This is a genomic window from Pseudonocardia sp. Ae505_Ps2 (genome assembly GCF_001932425.1).
In the GTDB taxonomy this organism is placed as follows: Bacteria; Actinomycetota; Actinomycetes; order Mycobacteriales; family Pseudonocardiaceae; genus Pseudonocardia.
Genome location: NZ_MCIP01000001.1, coordinates 2,652,851 through 2,670,418, shown reverse-complemented (window position 1 = coordinate 2,670,418; position 17,568 = coordinate 2,652,851). Strand labels below are relative to the sequence as shown.

The following is a 17,568-nucleotide window of genomic DNA, read 5'->3' as shown; positions in this document are numbered from 1 at the left end:
ACGAGGCCACCCACCCGGCAAGATCAACCACGCGGTGATCATCACCGCCGAACGGCCGTCAGCCTCTCACCACACGCCGAACTGCCGTTGCAGTACTAGGCGAGGAGCCGCATCTGGATTCCCGGATGGTCGAACAGGCCTCCGTCGCTCACGGGACGCCTGCGTGGCAGCACTGGGCTGTCGAGCGCACGGCTTCGTCGACCCGGCTGTTCCTCGACGGGCGCCTGCTCCAGGAAGCTCCGCTGGTCCCGGCGCCCGCTACCAGTGAGCACCCGGTACAGCTCAGGCTGTGGGTCCAGTCCTCCCCCACAGCCGACGCGGTACCAGCTCGGGCGGAGTTCGAGTGGGTCGCCTTCTACCCGGCAGGGAACTCCTGACATGACCGGCCGGCAGGTCCAGCAGTTCCGCGGTGAAGGAAGTCGACGGTGATCGCCCGCCGCAGACCCCGCAGACCAAGCACCGCTACTCGTCGGCCAGAGGCGGTCGAGCGTGGAGAACGGGGAGTGTGGGTCGCCGTGGCAGCGATCTCGGCCGGGCTGGTGTGGTGGTACGCGGCGCTGTTCCTGTCCCCGATCGATGGCACGCTGATCGCCCAACCAGCACCGGCCGCGGTACTCGAGGCGCGCCCGCCCTCGCCAGCCGGTAACTCGCTACCGAACCCACTCGGGCCGGTACTCGGGCCGCGAATCGATGAGGCGCTCCACACCGACGATGTGAGCCACGTGGAGCCGACCGGCGCGGTCGTCGAGGTGGCAGCGGTGGGCGGGGCATCTGAACAGCAGCGGGCACAGCTCGCGGTGCGGGTTGCGCTGCAGCAGATCGGGCTGCCCTACGTGTGGGGCGGCAACGGGCCGGAGAACGGGCACCGCGGATTCGACTGCTCCGGACTCACGACCTTCGCCTATGCCAAGGCCGGTGTGGCGCTACCGCGCACCGCCCACACCCAGTTCCGCCACGGACCCCGTGTCCCGGCCGGCACCGAGCTACTGCCCGGAGACCTCGTCTTCTACGGCACCTACGCCAAGGTCCACCACGTCGGCATGTACATCGGACAAGGGCGCATGGTGAACGCCCCGACCTTCGGCCAGCCGGTGCGGACCGCCTGGTTCCGGTGGGGCGGCGACGATTACATCGGCGCCACCCGCCCCGCCACGACCGGGACAGGCGCGGTGTCGCTGCCCGACCCCGCCGTTCCCGAGCTTCCGGACCCGCGGATCCCGGACCAGCCGATCTTCCGCGCCCCGCCCGCTCCACCGCTGCCCGTCCCCACGCCCCCGCTGACGCCGACACTGCCCAACGCCTCGACAAGCCATGCCGCAGCACCCACCCCCGCGCCCGAGACCGGCACCGTCAGCGCAGCACCCACGACACCGATTGCGGGCGCGAAGCCATCGCTGCAGAGCCCCCGCCCCTCTGCCACCACGGCACCGATCATGCCCACCCCCAACCCGGCACCGGCCCCCACCACAGGAATGACCTCGCCTGCCAGTCCCGACACGTCTGCATCACCGGTACCTGCTCCAGACGACGCCGCGCCGTCTACCGCTCCACCCGCAACGGTGTGGGGCACCGGGCACCCGCCGATCGCACTGGTCGACTCCGGGTCGGTGATCGGACTGGCCGCGGTCGACCGCGGCAGCGACGGTCTCCCCGCCCAACCGGGCGCGTGGACCTCGGACCAGCGGATTCTCGTCCGGCTCACACACCCGCTGAGCACAACCTCCACCGGCGGCGAACTCGTGCTGCGCTTCGCCGACGGGACGTCGGTCCCGGTCTCGATCACCGGCACCCAGACCCTCGCGACCGCGGACGCAGCCACGAGCACCGCCCCGCTGACCGTCCTCACTCCCGCAGGCGAAGGGCACTGGCACGTCACCACCGGCACCCCCGGGACGCAGCCATCACCGACCACCCGCATCACCGATGGCGATTGACCACGCCGCCGCAGAGTCCCATCCGGTCACGCTCCTGAAGTGACCCCCGATGCCCAGGCACCTCCAGACTTGGCAGTAGCCGAGAAGGAGGACGCGCGATGGGGCGTCAGAGAGCTCACCTCCAGTCCGCGAATCCGCGACAGCATCGACCGGATGCGCACCCGGGCCCGCGACGGCGGTGGCACCGTGGCTGGGGCCGATGCCGTCGAGGCGCAGCTGCCATGACGACCGGACCGGCACACATGCGGTGCAGTGCATGCAGGTCGGACTGGCGGAGTGGGCCGCCCCCTCCGGCGACCGGGTAGACGGCGCCGGCGCGGCGGCGCCTCACAGCCTCCGCATAGATGCTCATGATCAGCGCCATCGTCGAGGTCGCCGCATCGCCGCGCTGAGCCCCTGCCCGGCACGCGCGGCGCCCAAGAACAACGGCGATGTCGCGAAGCCGCGCTCTCACATCAGGACGACGACATCGGGAGACATGCCGTGTCCGACAGGAACGCATCGAGCAGGCCCGCCCCGCGGAGCATGGCGCGAGCCTGAGCGGTGAGCGCTCCACGCCGTTCGTCCAGGGCCGCCGACAGCGCGGCCGCGTCCCCGGCAGCGCGGAGCTCGTCGAGCAGGGGGGCGATGCGAGGGATCGGGTGCCCGCCACGACGCAGCTCCCGGACCACGTGCCCGTCCCGAACGTCGGCTGGGTGATAGGTGCGGTGCCCCGCGCGGTCGCGCGCAGGTCGCAGCAGCCCGACAGCCTCCCAGCGCCGCAACGTCGCAGGCCGCACCTGCAGCCGGTGGGCGAGCGCGCCGATCGGGATCCCCGGCCCGGGCGGGAGGTCCACATCGGTCAGCCCGGACAAGGTACGTCGCACACCGTCCAGCACCCTGCGTCGTTCTGCCAGGTCCGTGTGTGAGCGGTCGATGAGCTCCAGCGCGTCGGCGGTCCGCCCATCGACGGCGGCGACCATGATCGCCCGCGCGGTGCCGTGTCCGTGCCCTGGCACCAGCGCGAGGAACGCCCGCAGCGCGCGGGCGTGCTGCTCGGTGTAGGCCCGGTATCCCGAGGATGTGCGCCGCACCGCAGGCAGGATGCCGGCGGCCTCGTAGTTGCGCACGGCCTGCGTCGACAGACCGTGCTCACGGGCCAGGTCGATCGAACGCATCCTATCGCTCCGGTTGAGGGTTTTGGGCAGTCTCCCAGTGCTGATAAGCGCAAAGTCCCCACTGGAGGTTCAAGGATACCGTTCAGGGACATGACTACGACACACGATTCGAACCCGGCCGCGCTCGTGTACCGCCTACTGACCGAACGCCGCACGATGCCCTGGGTGCTCGGATTCGGCGAGCCGGTACACGGCATCGAGGCGTTCCCGAGGGTGCGCAACGAGGTGTTCGAGCACATCGTCGAGCACGCCGGCTTCCGGACGATCGCACTGGAGAGCGACGCCTGGGCCGGTCGCCTCGTGGACGCCTGGGTCCGCCACGCCCCGGGCTGCGAGGGGTTGACCGAGGACCAGGTCATGGCCCACGGGTTCAGTCACGGATTCGGTGATTCGCCGGCGAACCGGGACTTGGTGCGCTGGGCGCGCGAGCGAAACGCCGGTCTCCCGACCGGCGACCAGGTGCGGGTCACCGGCTTCGACGGCCCGATGGAGATGGTCGCCACCCCGAGCCCGCGGGCCACGCTGCTGCATCTCTACGACTACCTGAGCGGCCGAGACCTGGACCGTGCTCTGCCGTGCGACCGCGACACGCTGACCCGGCTCCTCGGCGCGGACGAACCGTGGGCCGAGCCGATGGCGATGCTGGACCCGGACCGCTCGGTCGGCGGCGAGCAGCGGGTGCGCGAGGTGCGACTGCTCGCCGACGACCTCACCCGCACCCTGGAGGCCGAGGCACCGGCGTTGCGCCGCGCGGGCGACCCCGGCCTCGATGACGCCGAGCTGGCCGCGCGCACCGCGACCGGTCTGCTCGCCCACCACGCCGCGATGGCCCGCCCATCCGACGACCGCGCCGGCCTCCTGTGCGCGCTGCGGGACACGATGATGGCCGACAACGTGGCGGCACTCGCCCGGCGCACACCGGTGCTGCTGTTCGCCCACCACCAACACCTGCGCACCGGGACGTCGACGATGGCCTGGGGCGGAGTCACGATCGCAGGCGTCCACGTCCCGCCGACGACGCTGCGCTGGCAGCCCGCCGGAGCGCATCTGGCCGCCCGGCTCGGCGACGGGTACGCCGTGGTCGCGACGGCCGTCGGCAGCGCTGGGGAACACGGCATCGGCGAGCCCGACCCGTCGACGGCAGGGGGCGCTCTCGCCACCCGCCCGCCGGACCGCCAGCTCGTCGCAGGGCAGGAGCTGCGCGACCTGCGCACCGGACGCGCAGCACGAGCGACGAGCCACCCCGGCTACTTCCCGATCGACGACGACCTGCTCGACGAACTCGACGCCGTCCTGTTCCTCCGCGACGCCGACTGACCCGGCCCGACTCGTCTGGGTGTGGTCACGTGATCTGCCCCCATGAAGCGTCCGTCGATCGAGCCCCGCCGTGGTGCCGCCCGCCGGCGCCTCCCGACCGCGCCCCGACCGGCCGGCCCTGGCCGCGGCGGGCCGGTGAGCCACTGGCACGGGAGGTTCCCCGAACACCCACGACGGCCGCGAGGCCGCCGCCATGGCCCGCGCGTTCGGCGAGTAGCAGGCGCCCGTCTGCTCATCGGGCGGTCGTGACGACCCACTCCCCCGGTCCTGCCGGCGCCAGGACGACCAGTGGACTCATCGTTGATGCGGCGGCCGCGGTGGTCGTGTTGCGGGTGGTCTGCACGGTGAAGGTGCGGGTGGTCCCGTCGGCCAGGTGCAACACCAGGCCGGCCCCTGGTGTCGCTGCGGGCAGTGCTGCAGCCACGCGTAGGACCCATCGGTCGGGGCCGGCCCAGGACCCCGTCGTGGTGGGTAGGCCACTGGCGCTGGTGGTCACGGGCGTGGCCGGGTGTGTCTGGCCGGTCGGGTCGGTCAGCGAGACCGCCTGCACCACCGTGGAGGCGGTCGGGGTGGTGGGCGGAGCAACCGGGGTCGTCGGGGGAACAGCCGTGGACGTAGGGGTGGGTGGTGGCGTGGGGACCGACGTGGTGGGGGTCGGTCGCGGCGGGCTGGGCGGTGGATTCGGTGTGGGGGTCGGGGTGGGAGGTGATGTCGGACGCGGCCGGGGCGCTACGGCAGCGTCCGGGCGGCCCTCGGGAAGCGGAGCGGGCGCCGGCGTCGGGACCGGAGCGGGCGCCGCCACCGTCGGGGCCGGCATCGCGATCGCGGTCGGCCTCGGCGCGGGTTCGGGTAAGGGGTTCGGGGCCGGTGGTAGTGGTGGTGCGGGTGGTGCGGGGAACTCGGTGACGTCGGGGATGGTCGGGTCCGGGAGCTCCGGGACGGCAGGATTCGGGACAGTAGGCAGGGCGCCGGTGCCTGTCGCGGCGGGGCGGGTGGCTCCGATGTAGTCGTCGCCGTTGTAGCGGTACCAGGCGGTCTGCACCGGCTTGCCGAACGTCGGCGCGTTCACCATCCGTCCGGAGCCGATGTACATGCCGACGTGGTGCACCTTCCTGTAGGTGCCGTAGAAGACCAGGTCCCCGGGCTGCAGCAGGGTGCCGTCGGGCACGCGGGGGCCCTGGCGGAACTGGGTGTGCGCGGTGCGCGGCAGCTCGACCCCGGCCTTGTCGTAGGCGAAGGTGGTGAGCCCGGAGCAGTCGAATCCGCGGTGCCCGTTCTCCGGGCCGTTCCCGCCCCAGATGTAGGGCAGCCCGATCTGCTTCATCGCGACCTCGACCGCGATCCTCGCGCGCTGGTCCGGCATGGCAGTGGTGGCGGCCGCTGGCTCGACGCCGGCCGTCACAGTGGACGTTGTCGACGGTGGCCCTGCTTCTGACACGAAACCGGGGCCAGAACCGAGGGACGACGGCGCCGATGCCGGGGAAGCCGGGTTCTGATCATCGATCGCAGCGGGGACCGACGCCAGACCTGAGCCGCCGAGCGACGTCACCGACCACAGCACCAGGCCCACGCACACCGCGGTCGCAGCCGACCCGACGGCATCCGGGCGCTCGGGGCGGTGCCGAGGACCCGGACCACGACCAGTGCGTTCCACGGATCCTGCGCTCGGAACGCGGGGAACCGCCGACCGAGCAGGACGTGCCAGAGCCCGATTCACTCGTCGCCTCCGGCCTCAGCCGACCAGCCGCGCCGGGGTGTGCCCGTCGTCGGCGGGGTCGGTGTCGGTTGCTGCTCGGGTCTGTCGACGGGGGAGGTTGCGGCACTGCTCGGCGGGAACGAGCAGGACCGTCGGGCTGCCGGCGAGGCCGGGATGGGAGCAGCTGCTGCGCAGGCCGTCGGACAACGACAGTCGGACGAACCCGCGTCCGACGAGCCGCTCGAGGAGCTGGTCCAGCGAGGAACAGCGGTGGTAGCCGTGCAGGAACACGATGGGGCGCCGCTGTTCCACGAAGGGCAGGAGCTGGGGCAGGGTGGCTGCACCGGTCCCGGTCAGGTCGAACCTGACCAGGTCGCAGCCGGTGAGCAGCGGCCCGGCCAGGTCCAGCAGCGCGGTTGCCCCGTCGCCGGTCGGGCAGTGGACGTGGGCGCGGTCGAGGCCGTCGAGGTGCAGGTGCCGCCGTGTGGCCTCGGCGGAGTCCCGGTCGCCTTCCACGACGATGTAGTCCCCGCGTGCGGCCCCGGCTCCCGCCCTGGTGTGCCCGCCGCCCGCCGAGCCGATCTCCACGACGCAGGACGCCGCGCCGCAGAGCCAGGCCCACCATGTCGTCGACGACTCCACCCGCACCTCGGCACCGTCGGCGCGGGCGGGGTCGTCGCGTTCGGTCGGGGTGTGGGTGTGGCGTCGCCGTCGTTCGCGCATCCGGGCGACGAATGCCCGAGGTGGCCCGAGTTGCTCGTGCTGGTCGTGCATCGTCGCTCCTCCGTCCGGGAGTGGCGTCGAGCCGGATCGTCGCGGTCGCACTCGGAGGGTCCGGTGCGCCGGAACCGGCCGTCATCGCCGCATCGTGTGCTCGTGAGGTGGACGGGCACCGAGGCCCGGTTCACCTGCTGGCTGCGGCCCACTGCTTGACCGACGCTGTGTAGGTTACACAGCGTCGGTCACCCCGGAAAGAGCAAAGTCGCATCACCCGCTTGACGGCTACGTCGAGGTCATGCACGCGGAACTCGCCGGGCCACTGGATGCCCCTGCCGCTCGACGACGGGGGTCATCGCCGTGACCGACACCCGCTCCGGGCAGGCCTGCCGCGGTGAGGGCGGGGGGCGCCGCCCCAGATCCTGATCCCCGTCCTAGCCGGTTCCGCGTCGTTCTCGTGCGCCTGACGTCGGCAGGTCCGAACACTGCAGCCCGAGGGCGATCGACGCAGGATCGGCCCGTCACATGCTGTGCAGCGCGGCGCTGGTGTAGCGGCGGTAGGCGCCGATGACGTCGTCGCGAGAGGCCTCGCCACGGTGTCGGAGCCACCAACGGCCCAGCTGCTCGCCGCCACCGGAGATCATCTGCGCGGCGACCATGACATCGGCCTCGCTCAGCTCCGGACGGCGAGCACTGATCAGCGCGGCGATGACCTGAACGCTGTCCTCACGCAGGCTCTCCAGCTGTTCGGCCGCTTCCCCGTACAGACCCGGGAAGCCGTAGAACAGAGCCCAGCGGCGCGGATCCTGCTCGATGAGAGAGAAGAACGCCTCCCCCGCGACCTGGAACAGGACCGACAGCTCCGCCGTCTCGGTCCCGGCCATCTCGGCAACCACCATCTCCTGGAACTCCACGCGGATCCGGCGCACGCAGGCGATGTAGGCGCCGGTCAGGGAGTCGAAGTGGTCGTAGAAGACCGGCCGACTCACCCCCGTCGCCCGGCAGACGTCCTCGACCGACACAGCCTGCAGTCCGCGTTCGAGGAACAACGCCTCCGCGCACTCCACGAGCTGTCGTGCGCGTACCGCCCGCGGGACCCGACCGTGGCGGAAGCCCTGGACCTCGCGGGGGCGGGTCCGGCCGTCGGGTCGTTCACCTCGAGCCGCCATGCTCTGAGGCTACATTGTGTAGGTCTAGGGCAAGCCTCATCGTGATGGAGGGGACCGGCGATCACCAGGGGAGGGCGAGGTTCTCCCACGTCGTGAAGGTGCCGTGCGCTCCGTCCGGACCGAGCCGGGCGACGCGGAGGATCTCGCGAGCGGCGTCCTCGATCGTGTCCGTCCCCTGGAAGTTGACCAGTTGGGTGTTCGCGAAGCCGGGTGACACGAGGTTGACCTTGATGCCGGTCGTCTCAGATTCGATCATCATGGCCAGCGTCACCGCGTTCAGTGCCGATTTCGACGCGGCGTACGACGTGCTGAAGTTGGCCCGGAGGTCGAGCTCGGGGTTCTCGGCAAGGGTCAGGGATCCGAGGGCGCTGGTGACGTTGACGACCCGGGCGTCGGTGGCCGCCTGCAGCAGCGGCACCATGGCCTGGTACACGGCCAGCGCGCCGATGACGTTCACTTCCCACACACCCCGCACCTCGTCGAGCGGGACCACGCTGGCCATGGACGCGGCGCGACTCGACTCGAGGTCGCCCCTGCCCGGGCGGGTGGTGGAGATCGCCGCGTTGTTGACCAGCACGTTCAGGCTGCCGACTTCCTCACGGATCCGCCTCGCCGCCGCCGCGACCGACTCGGTGTCGGTGACCTCGAGCTGAACGGCCACCGCGCCCTCCCCGATCTCCTTGGCGGCTATCTCGCCCCGACCCAGATCCCGGGAACCGATGTACACCGTGTACCCGTCTGCCACCAGGCCCGTGGCGACGTGCTTCCCCATGCCTTGATTCGCGCCGGTGACCAGGGCCGTGCGATTGTTCGTCATGGGGTTCTCCTTCGACCGGCGTGTGGGGTACACGGTTTCCTGCTTCCACTGGTGAGCCGTGCGTCCCCTCTCATTCTGCGAATCCTCGGATCGGGAGGAAGGACTCGACGATCCTGGGAGTGCCATACCCACCGCCCCTGGGGCCGAGCCCGCCACGGACCGCGCGACGAGGACGGACCACGTTGAGCGACGGCGTCGCCCCTACCCGCCTTCGTCCTCGGTCGGTACGCGGACATCCTCGTGAGCAACCCGTCGGCGGTGGCACTCTCGCCGCTCCTGACGATCACGCGGACGACCGCTGAACACCCCTGTGGACCAGTACGGCCAGGTAGACGCTCATCAGGAGCGCGATCATGATGCTCAGGCTGATACGGCCTGCGTCGAGCGGGGCATCGCCCCACAACAGCGCCGGGCCGAGCTGAGCCAGAAGAAGCAGCGACGTTGCGAACGCCTGTCCCCAGAGCGACACGGTCGGGAACTGGTGCCGTACCTTCCGCCCGATTCTGCGAACGGCCCGCTCGTCCTCGGCCCCGGTGAGGATCGCCGACACCAGTGGAGCCACGTGCCTACCGTGATCCACACCGAGCCTCAGCACACTCTCACGCCCTGGCGTCTCGATGCACAGCACGCGATGGCTGCCCCAGGACGTCGGTCGACGGATGCTCCGGGGCTCGACCGACACCGACCGAATGTCGTGTGCCGGGCCCGAGAAACCGTCGGCGCGTAGCCGCTTCTCTGCCGTGTTCGGCTCGAAGACCACTTCATCCGGGGTCACCGTCACGACACCACGGCGCGGCCATCGGCCGGCATAGCTCGTCGCCGGAACCCGCACCCTCTGCACCTCCCGCGACCCCGGACCATCTGCGCCCGTCGGCGCACCGTGATCCCGTCGGACACAGCGCAAGTCAGCCGCCGATCGGACCGCCCGGCATGGACACTCGGCTGATCACTCACAACGACTGCATCCGGGTAAGAAAAAGGCCGGGACGTTAGTCCTGGCCTGGTGAAGAAGGGTGGAGCTGAGGGGATTCGAACCCCTGACCCCTTGACTGCCAGTCAAGTGCGCTACCAGCTGCGCCACAGCCCCTTGCGACATGAAGAACACTACACCGGCCGGTTTCCGGCCCGGAAAGGGGGGTGCCCCTCCCGGCGTCGCGCCCTACCGTCGACCCCGTGCAGCCCTCTGACATCGGACGACTGGTCACCCTCGGCCCCCCTGCAGTGTCCCCGGACGGCGCGCACGTCGCCGTCGCGGTCCGCCGCGTCGACCTCGGCGCCAACCGGTACCGGACGGCGATCTGGCTCACGCCGACCGACGGCAGCGGTCCACCGCGGCGGCTGACCGGCTCCGAGCACGGAGACTCCTCCCCCGCCTGGTCGCCGGACGGGACGCGGCTCGCCGTCGTCACCGGGCGCGACGGCGGCGGCGCACGGCTGCGGGTACTGCCGATCGGCGTCCCGGGCGAGCCGGTGGTGGTCTGCGAGCGTCCGGAGGGGATCTCCGAGCCGGTGTGGTCGCCGGACGGCACCCGGATCGCGTTCGTGTCCCGGGAGCGGGCGGCCCGGTGGGCCACCGGCGACGACGACCGGGCCCGCGAACCCCGCCGGATCGACCGGCTGTTCAGCCGGCTGGACGGGGAGGGCTGGATCATCGACCGTCCGTCGACGGTGTTCGTCGTCGACGCCGGGGGCGGCGACCCGGTGGCCGTCGCGGGCGGGCCGTACGAGCACTCGTCGCCCGCCTGGTCGCCCGACGGGCGGACCCTCGCCGTCGTCGCGGACCGCGAGCCGGGGTGGGACCTGGACGAGACGGCGCGGATCTACCTCGTCGATGCGGCGGGCGGAGACGCGGCGGGCGGAGATGCGGCGGGCGGCCGCGAGCCGCGGCTGCTCACCCGCAGCGGTCGCCACCACACGCACCCGTCCTGGGCGCCGGACGGCACCCGGCTGGCCACCCTGGCCTCCGACGACCACCTGGCGGCCCCGGCACACGCGTCGCCGGCGCTGGTCGACATCGCGACCGGGCGCGAGGACGTCCTGGCGACCGGCATCGACCGCACCTGGCGGCCCTTCCCCGGCGCCCGCGCCCCGATCTGGGACGACGGGCACCTGCTGGTGTCCTGCGAGGACCGCGGCGGGGTGCACCTGTACCGGGTCGCGGCCGACGGACCGGGCGCGGGCACCGCGGAGGCGCTGCTGACCGGCGCGCGGGCCGGCGCCGCCTACGACCGGGCGGGCGGGAGCACCGTCGTGCTGGTCACCGACCACGACCATCTCGGGGAGCTGCACGTCACCGACGACGGGTCGCTGCGCCGGCTCACCGCGCTCACCGAGCCCTTCCACGACGCCGTGCCGCGCGGGCGCACCCCGTACCGGCTGGCCGTGCCGTCCCCGGCCGGGGACGGCGACATCGACACCTGGGTGCTGCTGCCCGACGAGCCCGCCACCGGCGCCGGCGGCCGGCTGCCGGTGCTGCTGTCGATCCACGGCGGCCCGATGACCCAGTACGCCGACGCCTGGTTCGACGAGTTCCGGCTGTGGGCGGGCGCCGGCTACGCCGTCGTGTGGTGCAACCCGCACGGATCGACCGGCTACACCCAGGACCGGGTACGGGCGATCCGCAGCCCGCTGGCGGAGACCGCACCCGGGACCGGCTGGGGCGGGATCGACGCCGACGACGTGCTCGCCGCGCTCGACGGCGCCCTCGCGGAGTTCGACCAGCTCGACCGGGACCGGGTGGGCGTGCTCGGCGGGTCCTACGGCGGATACCTCACCTCGTGGCTGGCCGCCCACCACTCCGACCGGTTCGCCGCCGCCTGCAGCGAGCGGGCGGTGAACAACCTGGAGTCGCTGGACTGGAGCTCCGACGCGGCCGGGTGGTTCGGCCACGAGCTGGGCCGCTCGTGGCTGGACGCGCCGGAGGAGTACCGGCGGATGTCCCCGCTGCACCACGTCCGCGGCATCGACGTGCCGATGCTGATCCTGCACTCCGAGGACGACCTGCGGTGTCCGGTCGAGCAGGCCGACGCGTTGTTCGTCGCGCTGCGGCTGCTCGGGCGGCCGGTGGAGTACTGGCGGTTCCCGGAGGAGAGCCACGGGATGTCGCGGGACGGGTCGCCGCGCCACCGAGTCCAGCGGGCGCAGATCATCCTCGACTTCTTCGGCCGGCACCTCGGCGGGCGCAGGCCGGCGCAGGTGCCCGCGGGCTGAGGGCGCGGGCCGAGGGCGCGGGGGGCCGTGCTCAGCCGGCCCGGCTCCGGCCGTCGTCCCCGTCGGGGTCGGCGGCGTCGCCGAGATCGTCGACGCCGCCGACGTCACCGAGGCCGCCGACGGTGTCGGTCTCCGGGCCGACCGAGCGCGGTGCGCCGTCGGCGGCCCGGACCGGCTCGCCGACGGGCTCGCGCAGCCGTCGCAGGGCGGGGTCGTCGGCCCAGAACTCGTCGAACCCGTGCTCGGCGAACCGGTCGGCGACGCGGTGCATCGCGATGTCGTGGCGCACGTAGAGGTGCGCGAGCAGCACCGCGGCCGGGTCGTCGGTGTAGAGGCCCCAGGTGCGGTCGGCGGTGAGGCCCCCGATCACCGCCTGGTCCCGGTCCGCGACGACGACGAGCATCCGCCGGCCGAGGTTGTCCTCGACCGCCGACGGGGCCGAGTAGCGGTGCTCGATGTGCCAGCCGACCGGGTCGTCGTCGACGCCGAAGACGACCGTGGCGACGTCGACGCCGTGCTCCTCGGCCCGGCGGACCGTGGGCTTGAGGGTCTCGACGTCCTCCGGCCAGCCGAGCACGTACAGCTCGGAGCGGGCCGCGGCGGCGACGTCCTCGGCCCGTTCGAGCAGCATCCGGCGCTCGGTCAGCGAGTGCACCAGCCGTACCTGCGGCGGCGCGGTCAGCCGCGGGATCTCGTTCTGCAGGATGCCCAGTGTGCGGTCGAAGTCGCGGCGCATCCGCTCCAGCAGCGTCGCGGGCGGCAGCGGGACGTAGCCGGTGCCGTCGGCGGCCCGGACCTCGAAGGCCGCGCCGCGGCCGACGAGCTTGCCCAGCGTCTCGTAGACGGTGCTGCGCGGCACCCCGGACCGCTTCGCCACCTCGTACCCGTTGACCGCCTCGCCCGCGCTGACCAGCGCCACGTAGGCCTTGGCCTCGTAGCCCGACAAGCCCAGTCGCTGGAGCTCTTCCGTCACCCGACGTACGGCCATTACAAGATCATCTCAATCGTTCGTCACCGTCCCGCGACATCTCGCCGCGTCCACTCCCCAGGTCGATCGCGGGCGACCGATCGATACGCCCGAATCCGCACCATCATCACAATCGTTGATCGGGCGCGCGCGTCACGCCGGCCCGCATCGCCGCATCCGCCTCACGGAGGATCTCCCGCATGGCCGCTCCGGCGGCAGGGGCGTCACCCGCCCGGACGGCGTCGGCGACGTCGCGGTGCAGCCGGATCGCCTCCGGTTCCGGACGACTGGGCATCAGGTGGTGCCGGGTCCGCCCCGCGAGCACCTCGGCGACGACGTCGCCCAGCGCCGCGACCATCTCGTTGCCCGAGGCCGCGAGCAGGGTCCGGTGGAAGAGCTGGTCGGCCTCCAGGTAGGCGAACAGGTCCCCGGCGCGGCCGTGCGCGGTCATGTCCATCACCGCGCCGACCAGTACCCCGCACTGCTCCGGGGTGGCCCGGTCGGCCGCCAGCTCGGCGGCCAGCGGTTCGACGCCGCAGCGCAGCTCGGACAGCGACCGCAGCTGCTCGTCGCGACCCGGGCCGTCGAGCCGCCAGCGGATCACCCTCGGGTCGTGCACGTTCCACTGCCCGCGCGGGGAGACGGTGGTGCCGACCCGGCGCCTGCTGCGCACCAGGCCCATCGACTCCAGCACCCGCACGGCCTCCCGGACGACGGTCCGCGACACCCCGTAGCGGTCGCCCAGTTCCTCGGCCCGCAGGACCTCGCCGGGGCCGATCGTGCCTGCGGCGATCGCGGTCCCGAGCCGGTCCAGGACGTCCGCGTGCAGTCCCGTGCCCTCCGTCGCGCCGCTCACGGTCGAATCGTGCCACCTCACGATGCCGGGCACCGGAAAAGGCATATCTGAACCGATCCGGTATTGAAAAAGTAATACTTTTGACCGACTCTGGACCCACAACGGCCCGGGTACTCCCGGTCCGCGTGCCGATGCCGCCACACCGTGAGGAGCCGATGCAGTGACGCAACAGCCGGCGACACACCAGCCACCACCCCGCCCCCTCGTCGTCGTGATGGGGGTGTCCGGCTCCGGGAAGTCCACCGTCGGTGCCGCCCTCGCCGACGCACTCGGTGTCCCGTTCACCGACGCCGACGGTCTGCACCCGGCCGCCAACGTCGCGAAGATGACCCGGGGGATACCGCTCACCGACGCCGACCGCGAGCCCTGGCTCGACGCCGTCGGCGCCCGGTTGGCCGAGCACACCGGCACCGGGCTCGTCGTCGCCTGCTCGGCGCTGCGCCGCACCTACCGCGACCGGCTCCGCGCCCACGCGCCGTCGACGGTGTTCGTGCACCTCTCCGGCGACGCGGCGGTGCTCGCCGAGCGCATGGGCGGACGTTCCGGGCACTTCATGCCGACCGCGCTGCTCGACTCCCAGCTGGCCACCCTGGAGCCGCTGGCCGCCGACGAGGCCGGGACGACCCTGGACATCCGGAGGCCGGTCGACGAGATCGTCGCGGGCGCCGTCGCCGCCACCGGGTCGGAGGTGGCCCCGCGATGACGCTGCACCCCGCACTCGTCCTGGCCGCGGAGCAGGCCCAGCCGGTCGCGTCCGCCGGCCGCCTGGTGACCGCCGCGCTGGTGGGGATCGTCGCGCTGGTCCTGCTGATCACGCAGTTCTCGCTGCACCCGTTCCTGGCCCTGACCATCGGCTCGCTGCTGGTCGCGGCGGTGGCGGGCATGTCGATGGGCGACGCCGTGGCGGCCTTCTCCGACGGGTTCGGCTCGACCGCCGCGAGCGTCGGCACGCTGATCGCGCTGGGCGCGATGTTCGGCAAGCTGCTCGCCGACTCCGGCGGTGCCGACCGGCTGGTCGACACGATCGTCTCCCGCTCCGGCCCGCGGACCCTGCCGTGGTCGATGGCCGCCGTCGGGGCACTGATCGGCCTGCCGATGTTCTTCGAGATCGGTCTGGTCATCCTGATGCCGGTGATCTTCCTGGTCGCGCGCCGGGCCCAGGTCTCGCTGATCGCCGTCGGCATCCCGGCACTGGCCGGGCTGTCGGCGATGCACGGTCTCGTCCCGCCGCACCCCGGCCCGCTCGCCGCGATCGGCATCCTCGACGCCGACCTGGGCATCACCCTGGTCCTCGGCGTGCTCGTGTCGATCCCGGTCGTCGTGCTGGCCGGGCCGCTGTTCGCGACGCTGGCGGCCCGCTGGGTCGACGTCTCCCCGCCCGCGTTGTTCGAGTCCCCGGTCGCGGCCGGGAGCACCACCGCGTCCGCCGCGTCCGCCGGATCGGCCGGGACCGGCGCGGGTGCCGACGCCGGTCCCGGGTCCGGTGCCGATTCCGACGCCGGTGCCGATTCCGGTGCCGGCCGCGACGTGCCGGACGGCGGTCCCACCCGGCGCCCCGGGTTCGCCGCCACCCTGTTCACGGTGCTGCTGCCGGTCGTGCTCATGATGGGCAAGGCCGTCGGCGACATCGCCGCACCCGAGGGCAACCCGGTGCGCGCCGCGCTGGACTTCGTCGGCACGCCGCTGGTCGCGCTGCTGCTGTCGGTGCTGGTCGCGATGGTCACCCTCGGCACCGGCTCGGGGATGAACCGCGCCGGGATCATGGGCTCGCTGGAGAGGTCGCTCCCCGCGATCGCCGGGATCGTGCTGATCGTCGCCGCGGGCGGCGGGTTCAAGCAGACCCTGGTCGACACCGGGATCGGCGCGATGATCGCGGGCTGGGCCACCGGCGCCGGCATCTCCGCACTGCTGCTGGGCTGGCTGGTCGCGGTGGCGATCCGGCTCGCGACCGGGTCGGCGACCGTCGCGACGGTGACCGCCGCGGGGATCCTCGTGCCGCTGCTGCCGACGCTCGACCCGACCCAGACCTCACTGCTGGTGCTGGCGATCGGCGCGGGCTCGCTGTTCTTCTCCCACGTCAACGACGCCGGGTTCTGGCTGGTCAAGGAGTACTTCGGGCTCACCGTCGGCCAGAACATCAAGACCTGGTCGATCATGGAGACCGTCATCTCGGTCTCCGGCCTGGTCCTGGTGCTGCTCATCGACCTGGTGATCTGACCCCGCTCAGACGACGACGCCGGCCCGGGTCGCCGGGTCGGCGGCGGTCGCCCGGGACCCGGGTCCGTCGACGTCGGCGACAGTGCGGGCGAGCCGGCGCACCGCCTCGGTCAGCACCGGTCCGGGGTGGGTGAACGGCACCCGCAGCCGGTCGGTGAACGCGTGCCCGGCCCCGAACCGTGGGCCGGGCGCCAGCACCAGACCGTGCCGCGGGGCCGCCGCGGTCAGCGCCGTCGAGACGTGGGCACCGAGGTCACACCACAGCGCGAGCCCACCGTCGGGGACGGTGAAACGCCAGTCCGGCAGGGTCGCGGCGAGCTCGGCGGCCAGCAGGTCGCGCCCGGTGCGCAGCACCCCGACCCGTTCGGCCCGCAGCACGTCGAGCCGTTCCAGCACCTCGACGGCGACCAGCTGCTCCAGCACCGGCAGCGCCAGCTGGGCCCTGGCCAGTCGTCGTCGCAGCCGGGCCGCGCGCTCGCGGCCGGCCCGGACCCACCCGATCCGCAGCCCGCCCCAGGCGATCTTGCTGAGTCCGCCGACGGTGACGACGTCGTCGGGTCCGGCGGCGTGCGCGGCACACGGCAGCGGCCCCGTGGCGCCCCCGCGCAGGTCCAGCTCGGCGAAGGTCTCGTCGACCAGGGCGACCGTGCCCTGACGGGCGAGGCGCTGCACCAGCCGGGCGCGGGCGTCGTCGTCGAGCAGACGGCCGGTGGGGTTCTGGAAGTCCGCCATCAGGTACGCGGCCCGCGCCGCGGTCTGCCGGGCGGCCCGAGGCAGCACCGTCTGGGGCGTCGCGCCGGCGCCGTCCACCGCCACCGGGACGGCGACCGCTCCCGCGTCGGCGACGACGTCGAGCGCCGACGGGTAGGTGGGATGCTCGACGAGCACCCGGTCCCCCGGCCCGGCCAGCTCGGCGAGGACGATCCCGATCGCCTGCAGCGCCCCGCCCGTCACGACGACCTGCTCCGGCCCGGTCGGGAGCCCCCGGGTCGTGAACCGGTCGGCGATCGCGGCCCGCAGCGCAGGCAGGCCGTCCGGCCCGTAGCCGTGTCCGGCCAGCTCCGCGGCACCCCGCTCGACGGCGCGGGCGACCAGGTCGGGCAGTACCGCGGGCGCGGCGGGGGCGGCGTGGGCGAGGTCGATCGCGCCACGGTCCACCGGCCCGGGTGCCCACACCCCGTCGACGCCACCGGTCCGGTCCGGGAGCCGCACCCAGGTGCCCGCCCCGTGCCGGGCCTCGGCCCAGCCGTCGTCGCGCAGCTCGCGGTAGGCACGGGCGACCGTCACCCGGCTGACGCCCAGTGCCTCGGCCAGCGGCCGCTCCGCCGGCAGCCGGGTGCCCGAGGGCAGCCGGCCGTCGCCGGTCAGCACCCGCACCGCATCGGCCAGCACCCGGTACGCCGGGCCGCGCCCGCCGTGGACGTCGCCGCACAGCGCGGCGAGGCGCTCCGCCCCGATCCCCTGCGTCATTCCCGATCCACTTTCGCTCGAGTGGCACGGTGACGACAGGC

General features: G+C 73.0%; 13 protein-coding genes, 1 tRNA gene and 1 pseudogene. 5 read left to right on the top strand and 10 right to left on the bottom strand.

What is annotated here, in order from left to right:
* Positions 1-815 precede the first annotated feature (815 nt).
* A pseudogene (locus Ae505Ps2_RS33385) lies at positions 816-1,151 on the top strand (C40 family peptidase); the annotation flags it as partial.
* A gap of 1,238 nt (positions 1,152-2,389) precedes the next feature.
* Here Ae505Ps2_RS33385 and Ae505Ps2_RS12845 read toward each other — a convergent pair.
* Entirely contained in the window at positions 2,390-3,091 is a 702-nt protein-coding gene (locus tag Ae505Ps2_RS12845; RefSeq protein ID WP_139320171.1) for a MerR family transcriptional regulator, read from the bottom strand.
* A gap of 90 nt (positions 3,092-3,181) precedes the next feature.
* Here Ae505Ps2_RS12845 and Ae505Ps2_RS12840 point away from each other — a divergent pair, with 90 nt between their 5' ends.
* Complete coding sequence (locus tag Ae505Ps2_RS12840; RefSeq protein WP_075333026.1) at positions 3,182-4,408, top strand: erythromycin esterase family protein; 1,227 nt, start codon at positions 3,182-3,184, stop codon at positions 4,406-4,408.
* 232 nt (positions 4,409-4,640) lie between these two features.
* Here the strand turns inward: Ae505Ps2_RS12840 and Ae505Ps2_RS34220 are convergent, their stop codons facing one another.
* From Ae505Ps2_RS34220 to Ae505Ps2_RS12810, 6 genes are all read right to left on the bottom strand, one after another.
* The gene (locus tag Ae505Ps2_RS34220; protein WP_075553648.1) at positions 4,641-5,771 is read right to left on the bottom strand and encodes a C40 family peptidase; all 1,131 of its coding nucleotides are present in this window, start codon (positions 5,769-5,771) and stop codon (positions 4,641-4,643) included.
* Between the two features lie 369 nt (positions 5,772-6,140).
* A complete protein-coding gene (locus Ae505Ps2_RS12830; protein ID WP_139320170.1) occupies positions 6,141-6,878 on the bottom strand; it encodes a hypothetical protein in 738 nt (245 codons plus the stop codon).
* A gap of 464 nt (positions 6,879-7,342) precedes the next feature.
* Positions 7,343-7,990: a TetR/AcrR family transcriptional regulator gene (locus Ae505Ps2_RS12825; RefSeq protein ID WP_084786262.1), complete on the bottom strand. Its 648-nt coding sequence runs from the start codon at positions 7,988-7,990 to the stop codon at positions 7,343-7,345.
* 61 nt (positions 7,991-8,051) lie between these two features.
* On the bottom strand, positions 8,052-8,807 hold the full coding sequence (locus Ae505Ps2_RS12820) for an SDR family NAD(P)-dependent oxidoreductase (protein WP_075308034.1): 756 nt from the start codon (positions 8,805-8,807) through the stop codon (positions 8,052-8,054).
* Positions 8,808-9,090: 283 nt separating this feature from the next.
* Positions 9,091-9,588, bottom strand: a complete 498-nt coding sequence (locus Ae505Ps2_RS12815) for a hypothetical protein (protein ID WP_075553645.1) — start codon at positions 9,586-9,588, stop codon at positions 9,091-9,093.
* Between the two features lie 233 nt (positions 9,589-9,821).
* Positions 9,822-9,894 (bottom strand) — tRNA-Ala (locus Ae505Ps2_RS12810).
* 86 nt (positions 9,895-9,980) lie between these two features.
* Between Ae505Ps2_RS12810 and Ae505Ps2_RS12805 the strand changes: the two genes are divergently transcribed.
* On the top strand, positions 9,981-12,017 hold the full coding sequence (locus Ae505Ps2_RS12805; RefSeq protein ID WP_075553644.1) for a S9 family peptidase: 2,037 nt from the start codon (positions 9,981-9,983) through the stop codon (positions 12,015-12,017).
* A gap of 31 nt (positions 12,018-12,048) precedes the next feature.
* Here Ae505Ps2_RS12805 and Ae505Ps2_RS12800 read toward each other — a convergent pair whose 3' ends face one another.
* Both Ae505Ps2_RS12800 and Ae505Ps2_RS12795 read right to left on the bottom strand, forming a co-directional pair.
* Positions 12,049-12,990, bottom strand: coding sequence for a helix-turn-helix domain-containing protein (locus Ae505Ps2_RS12800; RefSeq protein ID WP_233147432.1), 942 nt, complete (start codon positions 12,988-12,990; stop codon positions 12,049-12,051).
* Between the two features lie 121 nt (positions 12,991-13,111).
* Positions 13,112-13,840: a FadR/GntR family transcriptional regulator gene (locus tag Ae505Ps2_RS12795; protein WP_043280180.1), complete on the bottom strand. Its 729-nt coding sequence runs from the start codon at positions 13,838-13,840 to the stop codon at positions 13,112-13,114.
* A gap of 214 nt (positions 13,841-14,054) precedes the next feature.
* Between Ae505Ps2_RS12795 and Ae505Ps2_RS12790 the strand changes: the two genes are divergently transcribed.
* Both Ae505Ps2_RS12790 and Ae505Ps2_RS12785 read left to right on the top strand, forming a co-directional pair.
* On the top strand, positions 14,055-14,543 hold the full coding sequence (locus Ae505Ps2_RS12790; RefSeq protein WP_075308040.1) for a gluconokinase: 489 nt from the start codon (positions 14,055-14,057) through the stop codon (positions 14,541-14,543).
* Positions 14,540-16,057 (top strand): SLC13 family permease, encoded by a 1,518-nt coding sequence (locus Ae505Ps2_RS12785; RefSeq protein ID WP_075333021.1) that lies wholly within the window; start codon positions 14,540-14,542, stop codon positions 16,055-16,057. The genes Ae505Ps2_RS12790 and Ae505Ps2_RS12785 overlap by 4 nt, the downstream gene beginning before the upstream one ends.
* Positions 16,058-16,063: 6 nt before the next feature.
* On the opposite strand, the gene Ae505Ps2_RS12780 is transcribed toward Ae505Ps2_RS12785, so the two are convergent.
* Positions 16,064-17,527 carry a PLP-dependent aminotransferase family protein gene (locus Ae505Ps2_RS12780; protein ID WP_075333020.1) on the bottom strand — a complete coding sequence of 488 codons (1,464 nt, stop codon included), beginning with the start codon at positions 17,525-17,527 and terminating at the stop codon, positions 16,064-16,066.
* Positions 17,528-17,568: the final 41 nt, after the last annotated feature.